21 protein-coding genes are annotated in these 25,597 nt (G+C 42.7%); 7 read left to right on the top strand and 14 right to left on the bottom strand.

The genetic code is table 11. The features are described 5' to 3' along the window. Positions 1 to 116: 116 nt before the first annotated feature. Entirely contained in the window at positions 117 to 608 is a 492-nt protein-coding gene (locus CQ839_RS04545) for a DUF4079 domain-containing protein (protein WP_103667090.1), read from the bottom strand. 199 nt (positions 609 to 807) lie between these two features. On the opposite strand from CQ839_RS04545, the gene CQ839_RS04540 reads away from it, so the two are divergent. Together CQ839_RS04540 and CQ839_RS04535 are read left to right on the top strand one after the other, a co-directional pair. Further along, positions 808 to 5,775, top strand: coding sequence for a WD40 repeat domain-containing protein (locus CQ839_RS04540; RefSeq protein WP_103667089.1), 4,968 nt, complete (start codon positions 808 to 810; stop codon positions 5,773 to 5,775). A gap of 192 nt (positions 5,776 to 5,967) precedes the next feature. After that, a complete protein-coding gene (locus CQ839_RS04535; protein WP_103667088.1) occupies positions 5,968 to 6,777 on the top strand; it encodes a prohibitin family protein in 810 nt (269 codons plus the stop codon). 202 nt (positions 6,778 to 6,979) lie between these two features. Here the strand turns inward: CQ839_RS04535 and pyrE are convergent, their stop codons facing one another. Then, complete coding sequence (pyrE, locus tag CQ839_RS04530) at positions 6,980 to 7,540, bottom strand: orotate phosphoribosyltransferase (protein WP_103667087.1); 561 nt, start codon at positions 7,538 to 7,540, stop codon at positions 6,980 to 6,982. 145 nt (positions 7,541 to 7,685) lie between these two features. On the opposite strand from pyrE, the gene CQ839_RS04525 reads away from it, so the two are divergent. Further along, entirely contained in the window at positions 7,686 to 8,132 is a 447-nt protein-coding gene (locus tag CQ839_RS04525; protein WP_103667086.1) for a hypothetical protein, read from the top strand. 138 nt (positions 8,133 to 8,270) lie between these two features. On the opposite strand, the gene CQ839_RS04520 is transcribed toward CQ839_RS04525, so the two are convergent. From CQ839_RS04520 to ldpA, 11 genes are all read right to left on the bottom strand, one after another. Beyond that, positions 8,271 to 8,498 (bottom strand): phycobilisome linker polypeptide, encoded by a 228-nt coding sequence (locus CQ839_RS04520; RefSeq protein WP_103667085.1) that lies wholly within the window; start codon positions 8,496 to 8,498, stop codon positions 8,271 to 8,273. Between the two features lie 149 nt (positions 8,499 to 8,647). Next, the gene (locus tag CQ839_RS04515) at positions 8,648 to 9,511 is read right to left on the bottom strand and encodes a phycobilisome linker polypeptide (RefSeq protein ID WP_103667084.1); all 864 of its coding nucleotides are present in this window, start codon (positions 9,509 to 9,511) and stop codon (positions 8,648 to 8,650) included. A gap of 95 nt (positions 9,512 to 9,606) precedes the next feature. Next, positions 9,607 to 10,425 carry a phycobilisome linker polypeptide gene (locus CQ839_RS04510; RefSeq protein ID WP_103667083.1) on the bottom strand — a complete coding sequence of 273 codons (819 nt, stop codon included), beginning with the start codon at positions 10,423 to 10,425 and terminating at the stop codon, positions 9,607 to 9,609. A gap of 165 nt (positions 10,426 to 10,590) precedes the next feature. Beyond that, positions 10,591 to 11,079: a phycocyanin subunit alpha gene (cpcA, locus tag CQ839_RS04505; RefSeq protein WP_103667082.1), complete on the bottom strand. Its 489-nt coding sequence runs from the start codon at positions 11,077 to 11,079 to the stop codon at positions 10,591 to 10,593. 84 nt (positions 11,080 to 11,163) lie between these two features. Further along, complete coding sequence (locus CQ839_RS04500; RefSeq protein ID WP_103667081.1) at positions 11,164 to 11,682, bottom strand: phycocyanin subunit beta; 519 nt, start codon at positions 11,680 to 11,682, stop codon at positions 11,164 to 11,166. An 819-nt stretch (positions 11,683 to 12,501) separates the two neighbouring features. Continuing rightward, positions 12,502 to 13,242 carry a phycocyanobilin:ferredoxin oxidoreductase gene (locus CQ839_RS04495; RefSeq protein WP_103667080.1) on the bottom strand — a complete coding sequence of 247 codons (741 nt, stop codon included), beginning with the start codon at positions 13,240 to 13,242 and terminating at the stop codon, positions 12,502 to 12,504. A 167-nt stretch (positions 13,243 to 13,409) separates the two neighbouring features. After that, complete coding sequence (locus CQ839_RS04490) at positions 13,410 to 14,951, bottom strand: response regulator (protein WP_103667079.1); 1,542 nt, start codon at positions 14,949 to 14,951, stop codon at positions 13,410 to 13,412. Next, a complete protein-coding gene (locus CQ839_RS04485; protein WP_103667078.1) occupies positions 14,948 to 15,331 on the bottom strand; it encodes a response regulator in 384 nt (127 codons plus the stop codon). Before CQ839_RS04485 ends, CQ839_RS04490 begins: the two co-directional genes overlap by 4 nt. A gap of 430 nt (positions 15,332 to 15,761) precedes the next feature. Next, complete coding sequence (locus tag CQ839_RS04480) at positions 15,762 to 17,564, bottom strand: ATP-binding protein (protein ID WP_103667077.1); 1,803 nt, start codon at positions 17,562 to 17,564, stop codon at positions 15,762 to 15,764. Between the two features lie 163 nt (positions 17,565 to 17,727). Continuing rightward, positions 17,728 to 19,470, bottom strand: coding sequence for a R3H domain-containing nucleic acid-binding protein (locus CQ839_RS04475; protein ID WP_103667076.1), 1,743 nt, complete (start codon positions 19,468 to 19,470; stop codon positions 17,728 to 17,730). A 101-nt stretch (positions 19,471 to 19,571) separates the two neighbouring features. After that, positions 19,572 to 20,624 (bottom strand): circadian clock protein LdpA, encoded by a 1,053-nt coding sequence (gene ldpA, locus CQ839_RS04470; protein WP_103667075.1) that lies wholly within the window; start codon positions 20,622 to 20,624, stop codon positions 19,572 to 19,574. 229 nt (positions 20,625 to 20,853) lie between these two features. On the opposite strand from ldpA, the gene clpS reads away from it, so the two are divergent. Beyond that, a complete protein-coding gene (clpS, locus tag CQ839_RS04465) occupies positions 20,854 to 21,162 on the top strand; it encodes an ATP-dependent Clp protease adapter ClpS (protein ID WP_103667074.1) in 309 nt (102 codons plus the stop codon). A 47-nt stretch (positions 21,163 to 21,209) separates the two neighbouring features. Here clpS and CQ839_RS25035 read toward each other — a convergent pair whose 3' ends face one another. Then, the gene (locus tag CQ839_RS25035) at positions 21,210 to 21,374 is read right to left on the bottom strand and encodes a hypothetical protein (protein ID WP_181016098.1); all 165 of its coding nucleotides are present in this window, start codon (positions 21,372 to 21,374) and stop codon (positions 21,210 to 21,212) included. Between the two features lie 202 nt (positions 21,375 to 21,576). On the opposite strand from CQ839_RS25035, the gene CQ839_RS04460 reads away from it, so the two are divergent. Genes CQ839_RS04460 through CQ839_RS04450 form a run of 3 tightly spaced genes read left to right on the top strand, consistent with a single transcriptional unit; the run spans position 21,577 to position 25,591 of the window. Further along, positions 21,577 to 23,412, top strand: a complete 1,836-nt coding sequence (locus tag CQ839_RS04460; protein WP_103667073.1) for an NAD(P)H-quinone oxidoreductase subunit F — start codon at positions 21,577 to 21,579, stop codon at positions 23,410 to 23,412. 14 nt (positions 23,413 to 23,426) lie between these two features. Further along, positions 23,427 to 24,980 (top strand): NADH-quinone oxidoreductase subunit M, encoded by a 1,554-nt coding sequence (locus tag CQ839_RS04455; protein WP_103667072.1) that lies wholly within the window; start codon positions 23,427 to 23,429, stop codon positions 24,978 to 24,980. Then, a complete protein-coding gene (locus CQ839_RS04450) occupies positions 24,977 to 25,591 on the top strand; it encodes a Uma2 family endonuclease (RefSeq protein ID WP_103667071.1) in 615 nt (204 codons plus the stop codon). The genes CQ839_RS04455 and CQ839_RS04450 overlap by 4 nt, the downstream gene beginning before the upstream one ends. Positions 25,592 to 25,597: the final 6 nt, after the last annotated feature.

Genomic DNA, 25,597 nt, shown 5'->3' with positions numbered 1-25,597 from the left:
CGAAGCGGTACATCTTTGGTCTTAAAGCAGTTTTCGATCAAACCCAAACTTTACAAGTTTGGGTAATTTACTCATGTTACGCAGAGGTTTGACATCTTCGTTCTACGTAACATCAGTTATATAGAAAGACCGAGCTTCAGTCCTAGAAAGGCATGGGCAACTAAAAGCAGCACGATCGCACTACCTAGATAGGCATGAGCATTGCGAAGCAATGGCTGATTACCACCAAAACCAGTGAGTGAAATTGCGCCATTGATCGCTAGCAAAGTTAATACCACTGAGCCTGTAATGAAATGGGGACTCTCTAGCAGTGGTTTCCCTTGCATGACAAGGGACAGCAATCCGCCTGTGTAGCCTGTAGCCAAGAATACGGTCATGAGCGGTGCAACCTTACGATGATCGGCTCTGTTTTTGGTTGCAACTTCAGGATCTGCGGTAGTGCGGCTGCGCCATCCTGAAATTGCCACAAAAGATCCCATAGCCACAATGACGATCCCCATAAAAAATGGATGTCCCCAATGGGTGACTGGTTCTGGCACATTGAGGGATTTAAATCGATCGGAAATTGGCTGGAGTGACTCAACGAGTTTAGTAGCAAATTCAGTCATAGATTTGGAGTAATTTTAGATGGGAAAATTGTTAAAAATCGTAAAAGTCTTTACAATTTTTAACAATTGTAGCGTTTTTTACTCACAAGATTAGAAGCGCTTTGCAGCGCTTCTAATCTTGTGAGTTTCAGTGGCAACTATGTCTGTAGTAGTATGTCTGTATAAATGACAGTATTGTAATCGCGGTAAAACGAGACAAGTGATTCAGATCGAACAGTCGATCAAACAAGTGGAAGACGCACATTCTCTCAATGGGCGATCGCTAGAGACATTAGCTAGAGCGATCAATCTATTTCAGGGCTCTTTTTCGCTGATTATTGTTAACTGTAATTACCGCAGTCTTAGACAAAAACTTTTGAGATCATTAAGCTCAAAAACAGGCTCTACTTATCGTGAGCTTTGGTGGCAGGAAGCCCCTGAGACTCTCTATAGTAAATTGCAAGGTTTTGGGCAAAATCTTTGGCGTGATGGTCAGACTGAGCATATATCTGCCTTGATGTGTTTGGGCTTAGAGCAAACTAGACCCGAACATTTAGAAGATTTATTTTTAGAAGCTAATCTATTTCGCGATCGCCTCAAGCAGCAAATTAACTTTCCATTGGTATTGTGGCTGAATGATCGTGAGATTCAACAATTGTGGATTAAAGCTCCTGAACTGGCAAATTTGGCAGCGCCACCGATCAAATTTGGATTGAGTCATGAACAACTAGATGCAGAAGTTCATCAACAAGTAGATCGATTGTTTGAGATTGCCAGAGATCCTCAAATTCCCTTGTTTTGGCAAGACACCAAAATCGATGCTGATAGTGAAGCATTCTCCTATAGTGAACTAGAATTAGCAAGACGCGAACTGAGAATTTCTCAGTACAAAAATGCTCAAGAAATTTCTCTAGAATTAGAAGCAAAATTAGACTTTGCTCTTGGGAGGTTATTGTGGCGAACAGAGGAAGCAATGGCTAGTGATGTTTATGAAGAATCTCAGGGTGAAGTACATAGTGTTTCTCAAATCTATTATCAGTGCAGTCTGGCCTATTGGCAAAAAGCCGATCGCCTGATCGAGAGTGGGATTGTTTTATTTTATTTAGGGAATTTGTGGTGGCATAACTCCTTTGTGAATGGGCGACAGACTCAAGATTCTTGGCACAAAGCCAAACATTTTTTTCAAGAAGCGATCGCTGCTTTTAAGCAAGAAAATCAGTTTGACTTAATTGCTAAATATAGCCGAGCCTATAGTGGTGTCCTCGAACAACTTAAGCAATGGCAAGAACTAAAAATATGGATTGAGTCATTGTTGCTACTGCATCAGCAGAGCCCTCTTGAACTTGCTCAAGATTATGGATACTTAGCCAAAATTGCTGTCGAAAGAGGATTGTGGCAGCAAGTTAAAAATTATGCATCCAAAGCACTTGCCACGTTAGATCAAGTTCCTGATTTTAATGAAGAAAGCCTGCCCCAGAATTGGTTGCGGATGCGCCATATTCAGCAAGGTCAATACCAACTCTTACTCACCCAGAGCTATCTTCAGCTTAAAGAACTAGAACTTGCTTCAAATGTAATTGAATCAACCATTGCTAGCTTTGATATTAATGATGAACCAAAGCTTTATATTCGTTTCCTTGATACTTTTCATGATATTGCTTTTGCCCAAGGGCGTTATCTCCAAGCCTTTAAAGCAAAGCAAAGACAGCGTTCTCTAGAGCAGCAATATGGACTGAGAGCCTTTGTCGGAGCTGGTACTTTGCAACCGAAACAACTTTCTCCTAATTCCAGTATTGCCGAGCTAGATGCGAGAAGGGTTGATGTTAATGCAGGTGAGATCGCAGCATCGGGGCGGACTCAAGATGTGGAGCGCTTAGTGGAAAGGATTCTCTCAATTGAGCATCAGTTAACCGTAATTCATGGCGAGTCAGGAGTTGGCAAAAGTTCATTGGTCAACGCTGGACTGATTCCTGCACTATTGCAGCGATCGCTCTCAGGTCAAGATTTATTACCGATCGAGATTCATGTTTATACCAATTGGATCAATGCGATCTCTCTTGCCATTTATCCCAACCTCAGTCCTGATGCAAATGTTTCGAGTAAGGTCGATACGCTATCGAATGGATTGATCGAGCGCCGTAAAAATGGCGATCGCGATGTTCTCAATCTATTGTACAAACTTAGACAATTATCAGCAAATGGTACTCAGGTTGTTTTAATTTTTGACCAATTTGAAGAATTCTTTTCTACTTGTCCTCAACCACAAGAAAGGCAAGTTTTTATTGACTTTTGGCAAAATTGCCTAAAAATTCCCTTACTAAAAATAGTAATTTCACTCCGTGAAGACTATCTCTATTTGCTCTTAGAACTAGAGGCAGCCTATCCAGAAGTTGATATCTTAAGCCGTAATTTTCGTTATGCATTAGGGAATCTTTCCCCCTCTGACGCTAAATCGCTGATCGAAAATCTTACTGAACATGCCAATTTTCCGCTTGAGCCGATTCTTGTGGATGCGTTGGTGCGCGATCTCGCAGGCGATCGCGGATCTGTGCGCCCGATCGAACTACAACTAGTTGGCTCTCAACTTCAAGATCGTAATATCACCACCCTCTCGGCTTATCAGGCGGCGGGATCTAAACAACGCCTTGTTGAGCAATCAGTCGAAGAGGTAATACAAGCTTGTGGTAATGCGTCCTTTATTGCTCAACAGGTATTGATTTTGCTCACTGATGAGCAAGGTAAGCGCCCATTGCTTACTCACAATGAGTTGCGAACAGGGCTACTGTCTTACTCAAGCAATACTGAAGATCTTGATCTAGTTTTAGAGATTTTAATTGGGTCAGGTTTAATCTTCCAATTGCCTGAAGTGCCGAGCAATCGCTATCAACTTGTCCATGACTACCTAGTTTCATTTATTCGGGCTAATCAAGAAACGGGCTTACTAAATGAGTTGCGTAAAGTTCAATTCTCGGCTCAGCGTAGCCAAGCTAACCTTAGTCGTCTTACTAAGTTTGCCTTAGTGGGAACAGTTCTGGGCTTATTTGTAATGGCAGGTTTAGCCTTTCAAGCAAATCGTCAGCGTCAACTTGCGGAGTTTGGTGAAATTGAAGCTTTGATTTCTTCAGCAAACTCCAGCTTTTTGCTCAATCGCCAATTGGAATCACTAGCGACAATTGTCCAATCTGCGAAAAAGTTAAAATATACGGATGAAGGAACTGATAAAACTAGAATTACCCAGTCAACCTTTGAAAATCTGCAAACCATTGTCTATAACATCCGTGAGCGCTATCGGTTTTTTTCTAAAAAAAGAGATGCTCCATTTTATGCTGCGAAATTTAGTCCTGACGGTAATATTCTTTCCCTTGGTAGTTTTGATGGAAGCGTATATCTATATCAACGTAATGGTAAATTGATCACGCAGTTAGTTGGTTTGCACGCAAGGGATATTCGAGGTTTAAGTTTTAGCCCTGATGGCAAAAAAATTGCATCCACAGGGCAAGGCAAAAGTGTGCGGATTTGGGATACTGAGTCTGGTAAGTTGATTAGCAAGTTCTATGCCCACCAAGATGACATATTGAGGGTAAACTTTCATCCTGATGGTAAAAGATTACTGACTGGCAGTAAGGATGGCACAGTAAAACTTTGGGATAGCGATCGCGGCATTGAGATGCTGACATTAAACCCTAAAAATGTTGGCAATAAATCTTCTGAGAAAGAAGCAGGGTCTATTCAAGATACAAGTTTTAGCCCCGATGGCAACTTGATTGTGACGGCTAAAAACACCACGATCGCACTCTGGGATTTGCAAGGTAACTTACTCACAAGTGCGATCGCCCATGATCAAGAACTTTTCAGTGTGAAGTTTCATCCTGATGGTCAACAACTGTTAACTTCGGGTAGAGATGAAACCGTGAAGCTATGGCAAATTAAGGATCAGAATCGTCAAATTCAATTTGTGCGGGCATTGAAAGGAACGTCAACTGATGTGTTGAGCTTAAATTTCAGTGCCGATGGCGTTCGGATTGCGCTTGGTTCTCAAGATAGTTCGATCCAAATCCTCAACTCTGATGGAACATTAGAAATGAAGCTAGGTGGACATACCGATGGCATCTTTGACGTTAACTTTAGTCCTGATGGTCAATATCTTCTATCAGCTAGTAAAGATCGCACAGTGCGGCTCTGGGATCTCAAAGCTACATTACTCAATACTTTGTATGGACATAAAAGTAGTATTTGGTCAGTTGCTTTTAATCCTGACGGGAAAATGTTTGCTTCTGGCAGTGTTGATAAGACTGTACGTCTTTGGAATGCTGATGGAACTTACAGGCAGGAACTCAAAGGGCATGAAGATACAGTCTATGGGGTGAGTTTTAATAATGATGGAACGAAGCTAGTCACGGCAAGTGATGATCAAACCGTAAAGATTTGGAATAGTGCCACAGGCAAGCTATTGCATTCGCTCAATATTCATGGAGCGAAGTTGATCTATGCCACCTTTAGCCCAGATCAAAAGATTTTAGCGACCCTTGGATGGGATAAAAAAATTAAACTATGGAAATGGAATGATGATGACAATCCGCAACTTTTGCATGTGTTGGAAGGACATACAGGGACTGTCTGGTCGATCGCCTTTAGCCCTGATAGCCAGTCCCTAGCCTCGACAAGTAATGATCAAACCGTGAAAATTTGGAATGTGAACAATGGTCAGAATATCCATACGATGGAAGCACATAGCAATGGAGGTCTGGCGGTTGCCTATAGCCCAGATGGTAAACAAATTGGATCGGCTGGTAAGGATGGCAAATTAAAATTGTGGAATGCTCAAACAGGCGTTCTGGAACAAGTGATCATGGTTACGGCTGATTCTTGGATCTATGGGATGACTTTTAGTCCCGATGGTAAGGCGATCGCTACGGCAAATGCGGATAAAACTATCAAAATCATGGATCGTGCTAGTGGCAAGTTACTCAAAATTCTATCTGGACATACAGCAGAGGCTTATGCTCTAACCTATAGCCCTGATAGCAAAAATATTGTTTCAGCGAGTCGAGACAATACCCTTAAATTATGGAATGCGGAGACATTAAATTTTAATGAATTAGTCCAACGAGGTTGTAATTTACTTGATCACTATCTTGAATCTACGCCAACATTACCTCTAGAGCAAAAGCAAATCTGTAAGCAATAACAAAACCAATTTTGTTGTTAGCAGCGCCTTCGGCGCTGCTAACAACAAAATTGGTTTTGATGAAAGTCCGCCAGCGGCGGACTTTCATCAAAACCAATTTTTATAATGAGAATTGCTGCTGCGACGTACTTTCAACAAAACCAATTTTTATAATGAGATATGATCGAAAGCCACAGATCATAGGAAAAAGTAATGCAAGACCAAGAAACTAGCTGGCAATCCTTAGTCCTAGTTGCCATAGTAGGAATTCTAGCGGTTATCAGTTTTAATTCATTTATAATTATCAATCCTGGCGAAGCAGGCGTTTTGAGCATATTGGGAAAAGCCAAAGATGGAGTATTGCTCGAAGGAGTTCATTTTAAGCCGCCTGTAATTTCTCAAGTCGATGTTTATGACTTGACTGTGCAGAAGTTTGAAGTCCCAGCTCAAAGCTCGACTAAGGATTTGCAACAGCTTACGGCAAGTTTTGCGATTAACTTTCGTCTTGATCCGATTGAAGTCGTGACTATTCGTCGTACTCAAGGTACTTTGCAAAATATTGTTTCCAAAATTATCGCACCGCAAACTCAAGAATCTTTTAAGGTCGCCGCAGCAAGACGCACCGTCGAAGAGGCGATCACTAAGCGTGATGAACTAAAGCTAGATTTTGATGAAGCTTTGAGTCAGCGCTTAAGTAAGTACGGCATTATTGTTTTAGATACCAGTGTCGTTGATTTAAATTTCTCGACTGAGTTTTCTAAAGCGGTAGAAGAAAAGCAAATTGCCGAGCAACGTGCTCAGCGAGCCGTATATATTGCTAGAGAAGCCGAACAAGAAGCTGAAGCCACGATCAACCGCGCTAAGGGACAAGCCGAAGCACAGCGACTTTTGCGTGAAACACTGACATCAGAGTTGTTACAGAAACAAGCGATCGAAAAATGGGATGGCAAGTTTCCCCAAGTATTGGGAGGAAATGGTGCAGTTCCATTTCTTAATTTAGATATTACAAAATCTCAAAAGTAACTAATACCAATTGAAGAAATGGCAACGCCATTTCTTCAATCTCAAAACCTTACTGGGTTTGTTTTTAAATTCATTGAAGTGATGGCTTACTTCAGTGAATTGGTATAAGGGCTTGTACAAAATAATCGATCGCAAAAATATGGCGGCGGGCTAATCCCACCGCCATATTTTTGTGTTTTATGTTGAGCGCCAAACGTTCTAATTACAGTACCTTCGCGTAACTCTGAATTTCGCTAATATCAAATACTGCGCCAAACTTTAACCCCTCTTTGGCATAAAGCTCAGCTCCACCCTGTTGGCGATCGACTAGCGTTAATACATGGGTTACTGTATAACCTGCATCACGTAACTTTTCAACTGCAAATAACGCTGACTGCCCCGTGGTGACTACATCCTCTAGTACTACTACATTTGTATTTGGCGCAAGCTCTGGCCCCTCAATCCATGCTGCTGTCCCATGCCCTTTCGGTTGCTTCCGAATAATCAACGCAGGAATTGGCTTGTTTTCATAGGCTGAGACGACACTTACCGCGCTGACGATTGGGTCAGCACCTAATGTCAGCCCTGCGACTGCGCCTGTTCCTACTGGCAACATCTCCAATAACACTTGTCCAGTCCATAAACTCCCAAATGGATGCAGTGTGACTAACTTTCCATTAATGTAATAGGTGCTTTTTTGCCCAGAAGATAGGGTGAAGTCTCCACTCTTGTAAGCAAGACGGCAAAATAGTTCCAGTAACTTTTCACGATTTGGATGTTCCACAATTTTGATTTTTTTGTTGAGCTTATAAATACTTTTGTAGTGTATAGCGATCGCTTAACACATACGCCCAATTTTCTAAAACCAGTCAATTTATGACTGGATCTGCTACATTAGTCAGCGTCCAACTGTGAGGATGCATATTTATATGAGTACTAAGTTCTCGTGGCTTGCCTCATCATTAGTTGCAGCTTCGACGCTGCTGGCTAGTGGTGCTGCTTTAGCTGACCCCACATTTACGGATCAAGAGCAATTTCCTCGAAACTTTCCTGCTACCTATCCTCAGGCACAGAACAAAGTTTTGGATATGACCTCTGATCCTAATTTGCCTAACGCTTATATTCAATCACCCTTTAGGGATCAATGGATTGAGCGTCAATCTAACGCTTTTCGAGCGATGAATCGAGAAATGATTGACTTGCAAACTCTTAGCGATGCGACTATTCGCACTCGTGATTTGCCAAGTCCTTATTGCTCATCTTTGCTGAGTGAAGGTTTTAATGCTTGTGCTGCTCCTGAAGAACCTGCTGCTGCGGTTCCTACGCCTAGATTTGAGCCAACAGTACCATCGCGTCCTGTTCCTGCTTTGTGGTAATTGGTTTAGTTACCCAAATTAAGTTTTTTGTGTTGAGTTTAAAATAAAATCCCCAACAATAAAGGCAGCGCTTAGCGCTGCCTTTATTGTTGGGGATTTTGGCACTTTTTGCTCAAAACCCAAAAGAGCTATAAATTACTAGCCTTCTGACAAATGCTCATTGAGAGGACGAATGCTCACAATTGTGCCACCCATGCGAGTGATACTACGCATTTTTTCATTCATGCGATTATAAGGAACTTGCATAAAAACATTATCACTAGGGCGGATAACATAATTAGTGTTGTCAGGTTGCTGATAGCGATTAAGACCTGCGACCTCGTAAACAAAGAAACGAGTATCTGAAGTTGAAGTTGGAGGTATCATAAAAACAAATTTTCAATATATAGATGGTTGAAATTGATTAATATGCGCACCTTGTAGATACACATACTATATGAAAACTCAAAACCAATAGGATTATTTTTTGTTTGCACATGAGTACACACTCATGTGCAAACAAAAAATAAGGTAGTTTAAACAGTCGTTACACTGGCAACCTTGCCACCCATTTTATTGATGCGTTGCAAAGTGCTATTCAACTGCTCATAGGACACGATGTACTCGCGGTTACTACGGCGCACTTTAGGATATCTAGGGAGAGAAACTGCTGCCACTTCGATACGGTAAAGGCGATCGCCTGAACCTGTAGAAGAGCGACCAAAAGCACGAGTAGCCATTGCCCCCTTTGCCGAGCGGTAAGCCCAGCCATCGTTGCTGCCAGAAGCTCCAACGATCGCAGAAGCACTGTTTTGAGCGAGTTCAGCAGCTAATCTAGAAGCATTTCCACCAATTTGAGAGCGATCGCTATTGGCGTAGCCACGATAGAGTTGGAACATTCTGGTAAAGCCAGTGGTTTGATCGCCAACTTTGTTCTCGAAACCGCGATAGTAAGGTACGGTCGAATCTCCAAAATTAGCTTCGTATTCGGCTGAATCAATATAAGAATCGACATCAGCGTCATAGCCTTCGTTTTGATAGCGATTTAGATGCTCGATTACTTCAGCTTCATTATAAGGAGCTCGTCCTAATAGATGCTTGAAGTTCAACTCAATCACTCGGGTATGAAAGTTAGGATAGAGAAACTTGTTTTTGTACAATTCCGACTTCGCTACTCCACGCACAAATTCACGAACGGTGATTTGACCATTATTTAACAGGGACTCAAGGGCGGTTAAACGCTCTGATGCCATGATGTAGTCATTGCCCAACACATGGCGATAGACAGCATTAATAACAATCTTGGCATTTTCTGGTGTCCAATTAGGACGGAGTTCTGTTGGACTGCTATCGCTATAAGCAGAAATTCCCAAACGGGAAGCAGCATTGGTAATCACTATATTTTATTCTCCTTTAATATTTAGGCACATTGAAATCAAACGCAATTTGTTAAAATTACCTCTTTGCAGTAATTTTAACAAATTACGTTAATACATTAAGCTAGAGAGATCTGCGTAATGCGGCTTCCACGTTTATTCAACCTTTGTAGAGTTGGTGAAAGTTGGTCATAGGAAACCACGTACTCACTAACACTACGGCGAATTTGGGTAGTCCGTCCGTTATCGGCTTGGATAGCGCGTACACGATACATTTGCCCGCGATCATCACCAGTAGTACCAGTTAGTGCTTGTCCATAGTGGGGCGTACGAATTGGATTAGCTGCATTCTGTGCGAGCTCCTCATTTAGCCAAGTTGATTTGTTTTTGGATTGAGTGCGATCGCTATTGGCATAGCCACGATAAATCTGGAACATGCGAGTAAACCCTACGGTTCTCTGTCCAGTTTGGTATGCAAACCCACGGAAATAGGGAACAATCGACTCGCCAAAATTATCTTGATATTCAGCCGAATCAATGTATGAATTGATTTCTGCTTCATATCCATGTTCAATGTAGCGATCGAGATGTTCTGAGATCTCGGCTTCATCATTGGGAGCGCGTCCCAAAAGATGTTTGAAGTTCAATTCAATAAAACGAGTATTTGGAACTGTGGAAAAGAACTTTGTCCGATACAAGTCTGACTGAGCTAAAGCACGGACAAAATCGCGTACCGAGATACTGCCACTAGCAAGTAAAGACTCAGCACCAACTAGGCGCTCTGATGCCATCAAATGATCGTTACCAAAAACCTGCCGATTAGCCGCAGTAATTACGGCGATAACATCAGCTCCAGTCCAGTTAGCCCGCAACTCCACAGGAGAAGTATTTACAAAAGGCTCGAACCCTAAACGGGTTGCTGCCGAAGAACTTGTCATATTTAAGCTCCCAAATTTTTTTAACAATTTTTTTTAAAAAGAAAACGGTAAGTACTCCCCGCAGGGCGTACTTACCGTTTTCGGGGTTTTCATATGCTTTAACATTTTAGGATAATGATCGGCGAAGCGAAGTGCTGCCAATCATTATCACTAGAAGAAAACCGATTAGCTTAGTGCATTGATTGCATAGTCGATGTAGGAATTAGCTTCCAAAGCTGCATCTCCGCTCAAGCCATGATTAGCCTTGATTGATTTCAAAGCTTCAACATACCAGCTAGGAGAAAGATCGAATGCACGGTTGATTTCGGTCAAACCACTTACTAGATAGTCATCCATAGGACCAGTGCTACCAGCAATCAAGCAGTAGGTGATCATGCGGACATAGTAGCCGATGTCACGAACGCACTTTGCTTTACCGCGAGGGGTGGAAGCGAAGTTGTTGCCAGACTGTTGGGTGGTGTAGGGATATTTTTGGTAAACAGCATTTGCTGCACCTTCGGCCAAGCTGGAAGCTTTAGCGCTCAATCCTTTAGCAGCATCAAGGCTAGCAGCCGCTGTGCGTAAACGACCAAATGCAGCTTGCATTTCAGGAACGCCAAGATAGCGACCTTGTGAATCGGCTGTAGAGACGGCTTCTGTTAAAGGAGTTTTCATACTTAATGTACCTCTAGGAATTTATATGAGATTTTTTGAAAAGGAAAAAAAGACAAAGGAAAAATTAATTTAAGAAATTAATGATTAGCCTACTGCTGCTGCTGCTTTGTCGAAGTAGCCAGCGAGTTCAGACATCAAAGCGCTGCAATCACCACGGGTTACGCCATTAGGATCGTTAGCAAGTGCGATCGCTGCTGCTTTCATTTTTTCGATGCCAACTGCTACGGATCCACCAGGAACGCCCAATGCACTGTAGGTTTCACGCAAACCATTGAGGCAACGATCTTCCAAAACGCTAGCATCGCCAGAGAATACTGCGTAGGTTACATAGCGAAGGATGATGTCCATGTCGCGCATACATGCAGCGATACGACGATGGGTGTATGCATTTCCACCAGGAGCGATCAATTGAGGCTGATCTTCAAACAAAGCACGAGCTGCGTCGGTGACGATGGATGAAGAGCTTGCGGTAATGCGGTTAACTACGTCCAAACGCTTGGTTCCATCAGCAACCAATTGCTTTAGTGCGTCAACTTGTGAATCAGATACAAAAGCACCACGAGTGTCGGCTTGGGCAACTACTTTAGTAAAAGCATCTAGCATTCTAAAGAATCTCCTTGTTTAATATATAAGTTTTGTTATGACTCCCAACCCTATCTATTACTTTGTGATATCAAATTGCAATTTATATCTGCAAAAAATATCTTCAAGATATATAGATTCCTAAGTCTTAATTGAATTAAATGATAACCAATCTATTCAATTTACTTAAGAGAGCTAAACCTTAACTGTTTCCAGTTCAGTCGTTCAATGGCTTTGGGATTGAATTGATTAAAACAACTAATTTGTGCAGATTTTGTGCAAACCAAGAAGTGTTGTTTATGGAATTAATTTAAAATTTGGAGGAGTTCTGCAAGCCTTTATCAGCCAATCGCTCTAGGGATTTCTACCTAATTTGTAATTGTAAAGTATTCGTTTTATTTGATCTTATTTCTTAATATAAAGATTGATAACAAACTAATATTTTTAGCCATTCTCATTTATAGGAATTGCCCGTAATGCCAGTTTGTGAGGTGTGACTTCACTTTCGGAAATTAAGAATCAAACCGATAGATCGGTAATTGTTAAGAACATTGCGACATAATCTGCTTAACAATTATTTGTGTTTCAGCGCGATCGCTTGCTTATTCTTCAGAATCTCTTGGGAGCAACTCGTCATTAAGAATGCACAATTAGATCTCGGATTGATAGCTATGAAATTCCCAGATCCCCGAATTTTTCTTTGCAATTACAGACTGTTTTTGCTAGTCACACAAAAATTCGGGGATCTTAATCTCAGCTTTAAAAACAAAAAAGAGAGAAGTATTTATTACTTCTCTCCAAATTTATTGCTGCAAAATTGTTGATAGCTAAGCTCTAGATTTAGGCGGCAAAATCAAACAGCATTGTCGTCATGTAGCGCTCAGTCCATTCTGTGCCAAAAGACTTTTCGAGAACACGGCGCGTTTTATCATTTTGCTGTTGCTTCTCGCAGTAATAGCGCTGACCCGCCAAAATTTGATCGATTTCCACAGAAGTCGTTAACGGCTCAGTTGCCACCGCTAGCTGACAATGCAAAGTCAAATAATCACGCACTCTTTGTAAAAAGGCAGCCTCCTCGCGATCGCCCATTGGACGCACAAACAAACAAAAATCTGAAAAGATATCGCCCCATTGGGGTAGCTCACGAGTCTGCTCAAAATGCATCTCAGGTAAACTCGACAAAGCGTTGTGGTAGCTACGAGGTAATGCGCGTTCAGGATGCACGGGAGATAAATCTGCGATCGCGGCACTAATACTTCCACGTCCTCCGACTAAATCGGCTCCGAAAATGGGAATGCCATATTCAGGATTAGGAAACATCACACAGTGCAGAATATCTAATCCACTACCAACTCTGGCTAGTTCTAAATGCAACTTCCGAAATTGAGGTGTGCTGTAGCAATGATTTTCAATTACTAAGCGTTCACCTTCTAATGCACCCTCAACATAGCCGAGGTCTTCTGGAACTTGATAATCCGATAAATCTAAGTTTTCCCGCCATACAGATTCGATACAATTAGCTAAATCGTGAATGAGGGGATACTGTTGCTCTCGCAGCGACGCTTGTGTGGCTTGAGTCATGCGATTTCTATCTCAATATATGTGAATTAAAAAAAGTATTTATTGTCTGACCATGACTGATTTTTCGTGCAAAATATGTGCAATTAAAAGCCCAATATTGGCAAGGAGGGCTTCGCCCTCCTTGCCAATATTGGGCATAGCTATAAATGGTTCACTTGGTGAACCATTTATCTGTTTTGATAAGATTTAACTCGTTGCAGACGATTATGAATCCGACTTGCTAGATCGATGCCCACGATTGGTTTGCATAGATAGTCATCTGCACCCACACTAAAAGCGAGGTTTTGAGTATTTGCATCTGCCATCACACTTAGAAATAAAACTGGTAAACGCTGCCAGTCGAGATTGCTCCTTAGAGATTGGCAGAGTTCAAATCCATTGATTTCAGGCATATTGATATCCAATACCAAGACATCAGGCAATACTGATTGCAACACTGTCCAAAACTCCTGCGGATCGGCTAAGGTCGTTACTTTAAAGCCCCAAGGCTTAAGGAGCTTAGGTAGCGATCGCAAACAATTGACATCATCATCGACAATCATCACCTTGGTTCCAAATTGAGAATGATCTAACTCAAATTTTGAGGAGCATATATCAGCGATCGCTCCCATTGGAGCACTTTGAATCAGATGCGTATTTTGAATTGACTCTTCTAAAGAAGTTACCAAGGTCTCTAAAATTTCTAACTGTTGTTTTTTTAGTAAAGGTTGGCTAGCGAGCAAATTTTCTAATTGACGCGCCAATTGCATCGCGATCGTCAAGCCAAGAGTTCCCAAAGTCCCAGCTAATTTGTGAGCTACTTGTTGAGCCTGCGCTTGTAATTGTGGAGCCAGTTCACCAGATTGTAATTTCCTGACAGCTTGAAATAATACTTCTAATTGTTCAATACTTTTTGGCTTGGTGTCTATCCAAAGTTGGTTTAAGAATTCTAAGTACTGCTTCTGTTGATTATCTTGAGACTTTGATTGGGCTAACTTAAGTAAACTGGGACTAGCAGACTCAATTGCGCTTGGTATTTCGACCTCAGCCAACTTATCTGGCGCTTTGAGGTAATAGCCACGTCCATGAACAGTCGCAATAAAATCTGAAGGCGCACCTGCCTCTACCAACTTATGACGCAATCGCCGAATATGCGATCGCACCGTCGCTTCTGAGGGAAACTCATCAGAAGACCAGAGGCGATCGAGAATTTCATCGGCACTGAGTAAATGCTGACTATCTCGCAGCAAAAGCTCTAGCAACTCATATTCTTTATTCGTGAGTGTCAGTGAATGATCATTGTAAGAAACTTCGCAGGTACTAGGATTTAGTAGTAAATCTCCCCAAACTAGTACAGGAAAAGAACTTGCATTACTTCGCCGCAGTAAGGCTCGAATCCGTGCAATTAATTCGGCAATATCAAAAGGTTTAACCACATAGTCATCGGCTCCCGCATCTAATCCGCTGACCTTGGCAGTGCTAGCATTTTGTGAAGTGAGTAATAGAATTGGAGTTGTATATCCTTCAGTACGAAAGCGTTGACATAGGCTGATTCCGTCAAGCTTTGGCAAAACTATATCTAATATAATTAGGTCATAATCAAAGGTCGAACCATAAGTCCAACCCATTTCCCCATCTTTGACTACATCCACAATATAGTGATTTTCGGTTAGATTTTTAGTTAGGACGGCAATTAATACATCATCATCTTCTACTAGTAATATTTTCATGGCTTTTCCCAATCCAGCATTTTTACAATCTGATCAGGGAGATCAAGGGAATTAAAAGGTTTTGTAATCACACCACTGACCCCCAAATCATTAAACTGCCTTCTCTCCGATGTTTGGGCTTTGGCGGTTAAGAAAATTACAGGGATCTGGGCAGTTTGTGGATCGGCCTGAAGAGCCTTAAATGTGGCAATACCATCCATATCTGGCATCATCACATCTAGCAAAATAGCATCAGGGCTTTGATCACAAGCCGTTTTAATCCCTTGTGGTCCCGAACTCGCAATTAATACATCCCAATCAGCGACCATCTGAATACCAAACTGTACAACAGTTTGAATGCTTTCTTCATCATCAACAATCAAAATCCGTTTAGTTGGCATGACACTCTGTTAGCTATAAACAGTAATTTTCATTATGAATCCATTTGTGCTTTTTGTGCCATCAGGGCGGATGTGTATAGCAATGTAAGCTTTGCTTAGGACATAAAACCAGAAGATGAGTGGCGACGCTTCGCGCCGCCACTCATCTTCTGGTTTTGGTTTGTACTAGCTAACTCTTTTTTGCTATAGACAGTATCGGAAGGATTATTTTTGATTAAGCCATCAGGGGATACAGTTGCGATCGCAAATGATCATAGTTGTGCGCCCAAAGTTTTATAAAGACTCGTATATGGTGAATAAGTACTTGTGCAAATTACCCAAACCCTTAAAGTTGAGCCCCGCAGGGGCTCAACTTTAAGGGTTTGGGTATGTAATTAATTATGCCTAGCTACTTATGGTGAATGAGGTTGGTTGGGCGTAAATAGTTCGTTTATATGGTCAATAATGGCAATGTAAACGAAAAAGTACTACCTTCCCCGAGAGTACTTTCTGCCCAGATTTTGCCCTCATGTTGTTCAATGATCTTTCGGCAGATGGTCAGTCCTAACCCCGTTCCGCCCTTGCGCCTTGAATCTGAGGAATCCACTTGCTGGAATCTTTCAAAAATGCTTTCTAGCTTATCCGATGGAATTCCTTGCCCTTGATCGCGAACTGAAAATAGTACTTCTGTATTCGATTTGCTCTCTGCGGTTAGCCAAACCGTGCCATCAGTTGTTGAGAACTTGATCGCATTGCTGAGGAGATTGGTAAGAGCTTGAACAATGTAATCTGAATCAACTAAAATCTTGATATCAATTGGCTTTACTGCCAAAACGACACCCTGCTGTTGAGCCATTGGTTGCATAGATTCCGTTGCTTGGATCATTAAAGCCGAGACATTGCAGATCTGCTTTTCCATTTTCACTTCCCCTGACTCAATCCGCTGCAAATCGAGGACATTATTGACTAAACGTACCAACCTCTCTGTATTGTCATCAGCGATCTCTAGCATTTGTTTGCCATCCCTAGACAGACTTCCTAAGCGTCCCGTCGCCAAAATTTTTAAAGCACTATGCAGAGATGTTAAGGGCGTGCGTAATTCATGGCTGACCACAGCGATAAACTCGTCTTTCATGCGCTCGATCGCTTTGCGATCGCTAATGTCACTCGTCAGCGCAAAGAACCCGATGACTTTTTTCTGTTCATCCAGATGGGGAATATAGGTAACATTGACTGAACAGGGAAGACCATCTTTTAAAGTGATTTCATTTTCGTAGGTAATTGCCTGACCCATTAGAGCTAACTTTACATAGACTTTCATTCGTTCATAGCATTCGATACCCCAAACGGTTTTGATCTTACTGCCATAAATATCGTCTGGTGATTGACCTAGCCAGTCTTCATAGGCTTTGTTATTAAATCGATAGCGTTGATGTTGATCGACATAGGCAATTAGCACTGGTAGAGCATTGGTGATTAGGCGCAACTGCTCTTCGCTTCGTCTTAATGCGGCTTCAGCTTGCATCCGATCATTGATTTCCTGCTGAAGACTACGGTTGACTTCTTGCAATTCGGCAGTGCGAACTTCGACTATTTCTTCTAAATGTTCTAATAACTGTGCCTGAGCCAAGGCAATGCTGATCTGATCTGCAAGTTGTTGCATTAGCTCCAATTCAAAATCGTCCCAATGGTGAGGTCGATCGCAATGGTGAGCAATCACTAATCCCCATAATTGGTTAGGCGCAAGCGCTTCATTTTGTTGATGGGAATTAAAATTTTGCAGAATTGGCACAATCAACTTGGCTTTGATATGAAACTGATTAATAAACTCTATTAAGCATTCTGATAATCCTGCCTTTGGATCATGTACATCTGCGATCGCCCTTACTCGTCCTTCAGCATAAAGTTGTTGATATTCAGTTGGAAAGACTTCTTCAGGAAATTCTAAATCGAGAATCTTGGGGTAGTCGGGTAGAACTGCTTCGCTAATGGCGCGTCCTGTGCCATTGGGTAAAACTTGATAAATGAGTACACGATCAGCCTGCAAAATTCGCTGTACTTCTGTTACTGTTGCCCGCAAGATTTCCTTGAACTGCAACGACTGACGGATTTTAAGTGTAACTTCGGCAAACAACTTCACCCATTGCCTTTGTCGCCACAGCTCATCGTGCTCATGGTTTTGAGTCGTGAGAGGTTCTTTGGTGACAGGTGGCTGAGTTGCTGGGCGAGAATTAGAACGCTTGCGTTTAGCCATTGTGAGAGTTCAATTGGAGCTTAATTATGCTTGTTTGTATGATAGATAGTGATTGGTGCAGCCAGCCTGTAGGGGTAGGCTTAGCCACAAGTTAATGGTTTCTCCATAGCGTTATTCCAAAACCTGCCCCTACACAATAGCTATACGTTCTCTTGGAAATTTCCTAATTAGGGAAAATGCGTAAACGTCGGTTTGGCTCCGAGCCGTAGCTTTCGGATCGCAGTTGATAATGTTCAACTAGTTCGTGCTGCATCCGACGAATAATCGATGAACGGGGCAATAACTCGACGGGCTGACTCTTAGGAATCACGATCTGCTCAACGGCTAGCCTTGTCTCTTCGAGGGCTTCGATTTCATCCTCAGAGTCGCCATAGGCGAACATATTCAAGTCGCTAATCGTATCCGCAGGACTTTCATCAATATGCAAAATCCTGCGTAAGGCGCGAGTAATTTGTGGCAATGTACTAGTTTTGATCGCATGAATGGGAATCTGCCGCGCTTCTGCCACTTGACGGACTTTGGAGCTAGTGCGAATCTGCGATCGCAAAGCTAGCACGATATCTGCTTCATCAAGATCCTTGGTAATCTCAATCGGTAAATTGATCGATTGCACCACCTGTTCAGTTTGATGGCGGCTGACTCCATAGAGATAGACATTCAGCGTTCCAAAACGCTCTCGCATGGCAACATAGGAAGACATATCGCCAAATTCTTCTTCATCTTCGTCGCCAGATTCATTTGGTTCGGCTACGGTCGAATTACTAATCTTGCTAGACAGATCAGCTAATTCCGATCGCATTTGTACTTGTGGATCGAGGGGAATGGGCTTGATCTTGCCTGTGGCTCGCCAACCTTTGACCGCAGGATTTCGCATCACTTCAGGATTTTTTGGCTTTTCTTCGGTAGTAGTCACTTCGCCTGCATCACTGACTGCCCGAATTTGACGACCTGGATCGCGATCGCGCAAGAGCATATCAATGGTTCCCGCTACATCGTCATGAACTGCCCAACGATAGCGCTCCCACATTTCTACAGCAATATCGAAAGTTGGCTGGGCTTTGCGCTCTAAAATACTCTTTTGAGGCAAGCCGCGCCGCCGCATTTCTTCATCGCCGAGGGTGACAGATTGAATGCCGCCGATCAAGTCCGAGAGGGTAGGGTTTTTAATTAAATTGGCGAGTTGATTACCGTGAGCTGTGCCAACTAGTTGCACACCTCTTTCTGCGATCGTTCTTGCTGCTAATGCTTCGAGTTCAGTACCAATCTCATCGATGACGATTACTTCAGGCATATGGTTTTCCACCGCCTCGATCATCACTTGGTGTTGCAATTCAGGCTGAGATACTTGCATTCTACGGGCGCGTCCGATCGCAGGATGCGGAATATCACCATCGCCAGCAATTTCGTTGGATGAGTCAATAATGACGACGCGCTTATTCAGGTCATCGGCAAGCACACGGGCAATTTCACGCAGAGCCGTAGTTTTGCCCATCCCAGGTTTGCCCAGCAGCAAAATCGATTTACCTGTTTCAACTAAGTCACGAATCATAGCGATCGTGCCATAGACAGCTCGACCAACCCGACAGGTTAGCCCGATGATTTCGCCTTTGCGGTTGCGGATGGCACTGATACGGTGGAGTGTGCGTTCGATACCTGCGCGGTTATCGCCGCCAAACTCGCCAACTTGCTTGACACAAAGCGCCAAATCTTCTTTGGTAATCGGGTCATCGGTTAGATATTTGGTGCTGTCAAAATAACGCGCTTCTGGCAACCTGCCTAAGTCCATCACAATTTCGACAAGTTGTTCTAACCCGCCGCAGAGTTCAATGCTGCTTTTAATGCGTGGAGGCAAAATATCTAGAAGTTGATCGAGGTTGTCTGTAACTTGCTTGCGGATGGAGTCCATTAGGCTTTTTAAGGTTTTACAGTTAGGTTTTAAGTTTGAGCTATAAGCGTAGATTTAGATCCCCCGCCCCCCTTAAGAAAGAGGGGAGAAGAAAGTTCTCCTTAAGAAGGAGAACTTTCTTCTTTTTCTTTTCCCTTTTTAAGGGGGGCTAGGGGGGATCGATCTTTGATTTGCGAAACTAATTGACGGGCGATCGCAACAGCTTGCCAGAGTAAACAAGGACGATCTTCGAGGCGATCGGGTATTTCTTCTCCCAGACCTTCTAGAAAATCCATCACGATTTTACGAGCATAGCTGCCATAGGCTACGCCAGCTACTGGGATGTTTGCTTGGCGCAGCTTCGGTACAGTACTCGCATTTGTACCACCAGCCAGTTGCACAAAGCCAAGGGGTAACTGAAAATCCAGCACTTTCTGCCCTAGTTGCAAAGCTGCTCTAGTTGCGCCATCCCCGATATCGCCACTCATTGGTCTGCCATCGGTTTGCCAAATCAGCGATCGCGGCTTGGGGTTCATACCTTCGAGCAAAGACATGAGGTAATCACGTAGATCTTCACAATCTGGGAAGCTGACGGCTACTAGCTTGAGCTTGGGGATAATCGGACTCAAGCGCTGCCAAAACGCGGCAAATTCTTTGGTGCGATTGGGTTGTGTATGAATTTCGATCGCATTAACTGACTGGTTAAGTACTTCATCAAAAATATTCTCAGGGACATAAACCTGTTCGCGGGTATGAATAATCTGCACTGGACATAGCGGTAAGCAACGACCGCACCCATAACAAAGATTTGGCATGATCCCATTGTAATCATTACTAAACTTTATTGCTGTGGTGGGGCACACTTTTTCACATGGACGGCTGCAATCACTTGGACAAAGCTCAGGATCAAAAAATGCTTTCCGAAAATGTGGGTCTTCGCCATCATTAAAGCTGACCATTACTAAAGGCGCGATCGCGGTTGGCTCTAACTTAATCGCAGCGGCAATTCCTTCTCTGGCGGCAGCGATTGTGGCTGGATCGGGAGCCATATCAATACAATCAGCTCCTGCCAATGTATAAATCATCGCCAGATTGCGAATTGCGGGTAAATGTTGGTAACTCGCACCACAAATGAGCTTAAACCACTGGTGCGATCGGAGAGCTTCAAGTTCCATATTTCTATATTATCGTGGTTGCCACGCTGTAGCTAATACCAAAACAGAAAATGCTTAAGCCATTTGGCGTTTTTAAAACCATTGCTGGTTATTGCTATCGCAGTGCAAGTGCCCCAAAACCTAAACGAGAGGGGCTGCGCAAAGCGCAGCCCCTCTCGTTTAGGTTTGAAAATACACAACTACGATCGCTTTTTGCGATAATGCAGGATGTAAAGCATGAGTTGAAATTATGGCTATATTTGCTGCTGTTCAAACCCCTGAAAAAGTTAAAGATACTGTGAAGGAGATAGTACGCAAGCCTTACCCTAAATATAAGGTCATTGTGTTAAACGATGATTTCAATACCTTTGAGCATGTTTCTGAATGCTTGATGAAATATATTCCAAACATGACTGAAGAGATGGCTTGGGAGTTGACCAATCAAGTACATTTTGAAGGTCTAGCGATCGTCTGGGTGGGACCAATGGAGCAAGCGGAGCTTTATCATGCTCAACTGAAGCAAGCAGGTTTAACGATGGCTCCTCTCGAAGCTGAGTAAAGGTGCTTTCAGTGATTTTGGGGGTGGCTTAGCTTTAAGAGGTGGGTTTATGAAGCATTGGTAGATGAACTGGTAATGGATTCTTTCAAGGAGGATTCAAACAAATTGCGGTAATGACCAAATTCGGGATGAATTGCTTGAAGCTGCTCAAACTTCTTCCAGAATCGTTTCCCATCAAAATCAATGAAGTCACGATTTGAGAAGTCTGCCATGTTGTGGAGCCATTCAGCAAGCTCTACATTGCTATAAGTCCTAATTAAAGTTTTGGATTTGGCAACACAATTTTTGCATTTTAGAATTATCTTATAATAACCATAGATAAAGACTGATGGTTGCCCCTATTTTCATTTAGAGATATCTTTGCAATAATCATAGAAATTTAATTATGATCTTTTGTAAATAGATAGACTTAATATGATAAATAACTGGCTGGACACGATCTGGCTGATTCCCTGCTATTCCCTGATAGGAGCAATGCTATCGATCATCTGGTTTCCTAGCATCACGCGCAAAACGGGACCCAGACCAGCAGGCTACATCAATATTTTCATGACTTTCTGCTCATTAGTTCATGCGATCGTCGCTTTGACTGTAGCTTGGGGACAGCCAGCACATTTATTATCTTTTCCCTGGCTCACGGTCGGAGGACTAGACTTTACAATCGACCTACAGGTTTCAGAAATAACTATTGGCGCGATCATCTTGGTCACTGGGATTAACCTGCTCGCCGAGATTTATGCAGTCGGTTACATGGAAATGGATTGGGGCTGGGGTCGCTTTTATGCGCTACTAGCACTTTTTGAAGCAGGGATGTGTTCCTTGGTTCTATGTGATTCCTTATTTTTTAGCTATGTCATTCTCGAAATTTTGACCCTTGGAACTTACCTGCTTGTCGGAATTTGGTACAACCAATCGCTGGTAGTAACTGGGGCGCGAGATGCATTTTTGACTAAGCGAGTTGGAGATTTATTTTTATTGGTGGGCGTAGTTGGTTTACTGCCCTTAGCTGGATCTTGGAATTTTACTGAGCTAGCGGAATGGGCTAAGAATACTGATGTTAACCCAACGACTATAACCTTGGTCACCCTAGCTCTGATGGTTGGTCCCATGGGGAAATGCGCTCAATTCCCTTTGCACCTTTGGCTAGATGAGGCGATGGAAGGCCCCTTACCAAGTACTGTGCTGCGTAACTCGGTAGTTGTCGCTACGGGTGCTTGGGTACTGATCAAATTACAGCCTCTTTTTGCGCTTTCACCATTTACACAGCAGGCGATCATTGCCGTTGGTGCGGCAACAGCATTAGGTGCAACGCTAATTGCGATTGGACAGATAGATGTGAAACGCTCTCTGTCATATCTAACCAGTGCCTTTATGGGGCTAATCTTTATCTCCGTTGGTACTGGCGATACTCATAGTGCCTATATTTTGATTTTGTCCCATGCTCTAGCGATCGCGCTCTTACTAATGTCAGTAGGTAGCATTATTTCCAACAACATTAGTCAAGATCTAACTCTGATGGGTGGCCTATGGAGCCGCCGTCCGATTTCGGGAATCTGCTTTTTAGTGGGTGCGATCGGATTGATTGGATTTCCGCCATTGGGTGGATTCTTGGCTATGGTTGATTTGCTCTCCTATCTCTGGCAAGAAAATCCCGCTTTAGCGGAATTGCTGTTATTGATTAATGGCTTGATGGCATTCAGTCTTATGCGTGTATTCGGGCTGATTTGGGGTGGTAAACCCAAGCAGATGACCGAAAGATCCGTAGAACCTCTATGGCTGATTGTCTTACCAATGACTGTAATGGCAGGTGTAGTATTGCATGTTCCACAAATGCTTACGGCTTGGGGAGTTATCCCTGACTGGAATCTGATACTTAGTCCTGATGCACTTCTTCTAGGCGGCTCAAGTGTTGCTGGTCTTGCTACAGGTGGCTATCTCTATCTCAATCAGCAAGTACCTAAGCCTGTAACTTTACCTTGGCTAGGCTTACAGAATTTCTTTGCCAATGATTTCTACACGCCAAAACTCTACAAGGTCACGATTGTCGGACTAGTAGATGGTGTGTCAAAAGCGATGTACTGGTTCGATCGCTTTTTTGTCGATGGTGTAGGTAACTTCTTTGGATTAGCGACTCTATTTAGTGGTCAAAATCTCCGCTACAGCACTTTTGGTCAGTTGCAGCTCTATACACTGACGATTATGGTCGGCATTGGAGTTCTACTTTTATTACTGTTCAATCGGACTCTTTAATCTGGAATAACACTATGCTCAGCGCTCTAATTTGGTTGCCTGTGATCGGGGCTTTAGCGATCGCCTTTCTTCCACAAACTCAAGTCAAAAAAGGATCGGCAATTGTTGCGACGGCGATCTTAATTCTTGATTTCATTCTCTTGCGTCAATTTGACATCAAGATTTCTTCTTTCCAATTAACAGAAAATTTACCTTGGCTTGAAAATCTTGGCTTAAACTACAGCCTTGGCGTTGATGGGCTATCTTTGCCACTAGTGGTTTTGAATGGATTGCTCACTTGGTTGATCGTTTGTTTTTGCGATCGGCAGATCAAAGAACGCAATACACTATTCCATGTATTAATGCTATTAATTCATGCAGGTGTAAGCGGAGCAATTCTCTCGACCAATACGCTGCTGTTTGTGCTGTTTTATGAAATAGAGTTAATTCCTCTCTATTTAGTCATCGCTGTTTGGGGTGGTGGACAACGTAGTTACGCAGCGATGAAGTTCTTGATCTTCACTGCTATTTCAGGAATTCTCGTTTTAGTTGGATTCCTAGCTTTAGGATGGCTAACTGCCAATCCTACTCCAGTTTTTGACTATGCGACATTACAAACTCTGTCATTACCGATTGAGATTCAAGTCACGCTCCTAGTTGTATTGCTACTCGGCTTTACGATTAAAGCTCCTTTCGTACCATTCCACACATGGCTCCCAGATGCCTATGTAGAATCGACAACCCCAACGGTAATGATGCTCGGAGGTATTGTTGCCAAATTAGGAACCTACGGTTTGTTTCGCTTTTGTGTAGGTTTATTCCCCGATGCTTGGGCTTTACTATCACCTTGGATTGCAGTTTGGGCAGGCTTAGGAATTCTCTATGGCGCAATGGTTGCGATCGCGCAAAAGGACATCAAACGCATGGTTGCCTATAGCTCCATCGGTCATATGAGCTATATTCTCCTCGCTGCTGCTGCCGCTACACCTCTAAGTATGGTCGGTGGGATCATTCAAATGGTGAGTCATGGCTTAGTGCTTGCCCTACTGTTTTATTTAGTTGGTGTGATTGAAGAGAAAGTCGGCACAAGAGATCTAGATGTTCTAAATGGCTTACTTAATCCCATACGCGGTTTACCTTCTACCAGTGCCTTACTAATCTTAGGCGGTATGGCAAGTGCAGGTATTCCTGGGTTGGTTGGATTCATTTCTGAATTCTTGATTTTTCAAGGTAGCTTTAGCAAATTCCCAATCCCCACAATCTTCTCGATTATCGGTACGGGACTTACCGCCGTTTATTTCGTGATTCTCCTCAATCGTACTTGTTTTGGCAAATTGGATAACCACACCGCTTACTACCCTAAAGTGTCAGGTATTGAGCAGTTGCCAGCGCTGATTTTGACTGCATTAATTGTGATTTTAGGTGTGCAACCATCTTGGTTAGTGCGTTGGAGCGAAGTAAGCGCAATTCAGATCATCGCTCGTGTTCCTGAAACTGCGATCGTGGCTAGTACAAGTCTCGTCAATGAAGACAGCAATCACTCAACCTATGAGAAAATAGCCTTAGCGTTTAGGAGAGATCCAAAATGATTGCCGTACCTCAGAACTATTTCTCTGCCGATGAATATTTGCGATGGGAAGAACAGCAAGAAGAAAAGCATGAGTATATCGATGGGCAAGTTTATGCGATGGCGGGAGCTAGTGAGAATCATGTTGATATCACCACTAACTTAACTGTGATACTTTCCAATCATTTGCGTGGTAAAGATTGCAAGCTGTTTCCTTCAGATATGCGCTTAAACATTGCTTCAAAAAAGATTTACTATTACCCCGATCTTTTGGTGACTTGTGATGAACGCGATCGCTTCAATAAAAAACAAAAAAATTATCCCTGTTTAATTATTGAAGTGCTATCGGAATCAACAGAGTCAAAGGATCGCGGTGTTAAGTTTGCTAATTATCAAACCATCCAATCATTACAGGAATATGTATTGATCAGCCAATGGGAACAGCGTGTGGAAGTATTTCGCCGCAGTGAGAAGTTCTGGGTACTGCAAACCTATACCGTAGGAGAATTGATCGAATTGCAAAGTATAAATCTCCAGATTTCCATTGATGCAATTTATGAAGATGTCGATTTATTAGCAGCAAGTTCAGAAGCAAGTTCAGAAGCAATTTTAGAAGCAATTTTAGATATATAAAAGGTA

It is taken from the genome of Pseudanabaena sp. BC1403, from assembly GCF_002914585.1.
Lineage (GTDB): Bacteria > Cyanobacteriota > Cyanobacteriia > Pseudanabaenales > Pseudanabaenaceae > Pseudanabaena.
The sequence above is the reverse complement of the archived record's forward strand: the minus strand, read 5'-3'. Positions and strand labels throughout refer to the sequence as shown.

Excerpts from the sequence above, each read along its gene's own strand:
- CQ839_RS04545 (WP_103667090.1), bottom strand. The coding sequence starts at position 608 with ATGACTGAATTTGCTACTAAACTCGTTGAGTCACTCCAGCCAATTTCC.
- CQ839_RS04535 (WP_103667088.1), top strand. The coding sequence starts at position 5,968 with ATGCAAGACCAAGAAACTAGCTGGCAATCCTTAGTCCTAGTTGCCATA.
- CQ839_RS04525 (WP_103667086.1), top strand. The coding sequence starts at position 7,686 with ATGAGTACTAAGTTCTCGTGGCTTGCCTCATCATTAGTTGCAGCTTCG.
- CQ839_RS04520 (WP_103667085.1), bottom strand. The coding sequence starts at position 8,498 with ATGATACCTCCAACTTCAACTTCAGATACTCGTTTCTTTGTTTACGAG.
- CQ839_RS04510 (WP_103667083.1), bottom strand. The coding sequence starts at position 10,425 with ATGACAAGTTCTTCGGCAGCAACCCGTTTAGGGTTCGAGCCTTTTGTA.
- cpcA (WP_103667082.1), bottom strand. The coding sequence starts at position 11,079 with ATGAAAACTCCTTTAACAGAAGCCGTCTCTACAGCCGATTCACAAGGT.
- CQ839_RS04500 (WP_103667081.1), bottom strand. The coding sequence starts at position 11,682 with ATGCTAGATGCTTTTACTAAAGTAGTTGCCCAAGCCGACACTCGTGGT.
- CQ839_RS04495 (WP_103667080.1), bottom strand. The coding sequence starts at position 13,242 with ATGACTCAAGCCACACAAGCGTCGCTGCGAGAGCAACAGTATCCCCTC.
- CQ839_RS04490 (WP_103667079.1), bottom strand. The coding sequence starts at position 14,951 with ATGAAAATATTACTAGTAGAAGATGATGATGTATTAATTGCCGTCCTA.
- CQ839_RS04485 (WP_103667078.1), bottom strand. The coding sequence starts at position 15,331 with ATGCCAACTAAACGGATTTTGATTGTTGATGATGAAGAAAGCATTCAA.
- CQ839_RS04480 (WP_103667077.1), bottom strand. The coding sequence starts at position 17,564 with ATGGCTAAACGCAAGCGTTCTAATTCTCGCCCAGCAACTCAGCCACCT.
- CQ839_RS04475 (WP_103667076.1), bottom strand. The coding sequence starts at position 19,470 with ATGGACTCCATCCGCAAGCAAGTTACAGACAACCTCGATCAACTTCTA.
- ldpA (WP_103667075.1), bottom strand. The coding sequence starts at position 20,624 with ATGGAACTTGAAGCTCTCCGATCGCACCAGTGGTTTAAGCTCATTTGT.
- clpS (WP_103667074.1), top strand. The coding sequence starts at position 20,854 with ATGGCTATATTTGCTGCTGTTCAAACCCCTGAAAAAGTTAAAGATACT.
- CQ839_RS25035 (WP_181016098.1), bottom strand. The coding sequence starts at position 21,374 with ATGGCAGACTTCTCAAATCGTGACTTCATTGATTTTGATGGGAAACGA.
- CQ839_RS04460 (WP_103667073.1), top strand. The coding sequence starts at position 21,577 with ATGATAAATAACTGGCTGGACACGATCTGGCTGATTCCCTGCTATTCC.
- CQ839_RS04455 (WP_103667072.1), top strand. The coding sequence starts at position 23,427 with ATGCTCAGCGCTCTAATTTGGTTGCCTGTGATCGGGGCTTTAGCGATC.
- CQ839_RS04450 (WP_103667071.1), top strand. The coding sequence starts at position 24,977 with ATGATTGCCGTACCTCAGAACTATTTCTCTGCCGATGAATATTTGCGA.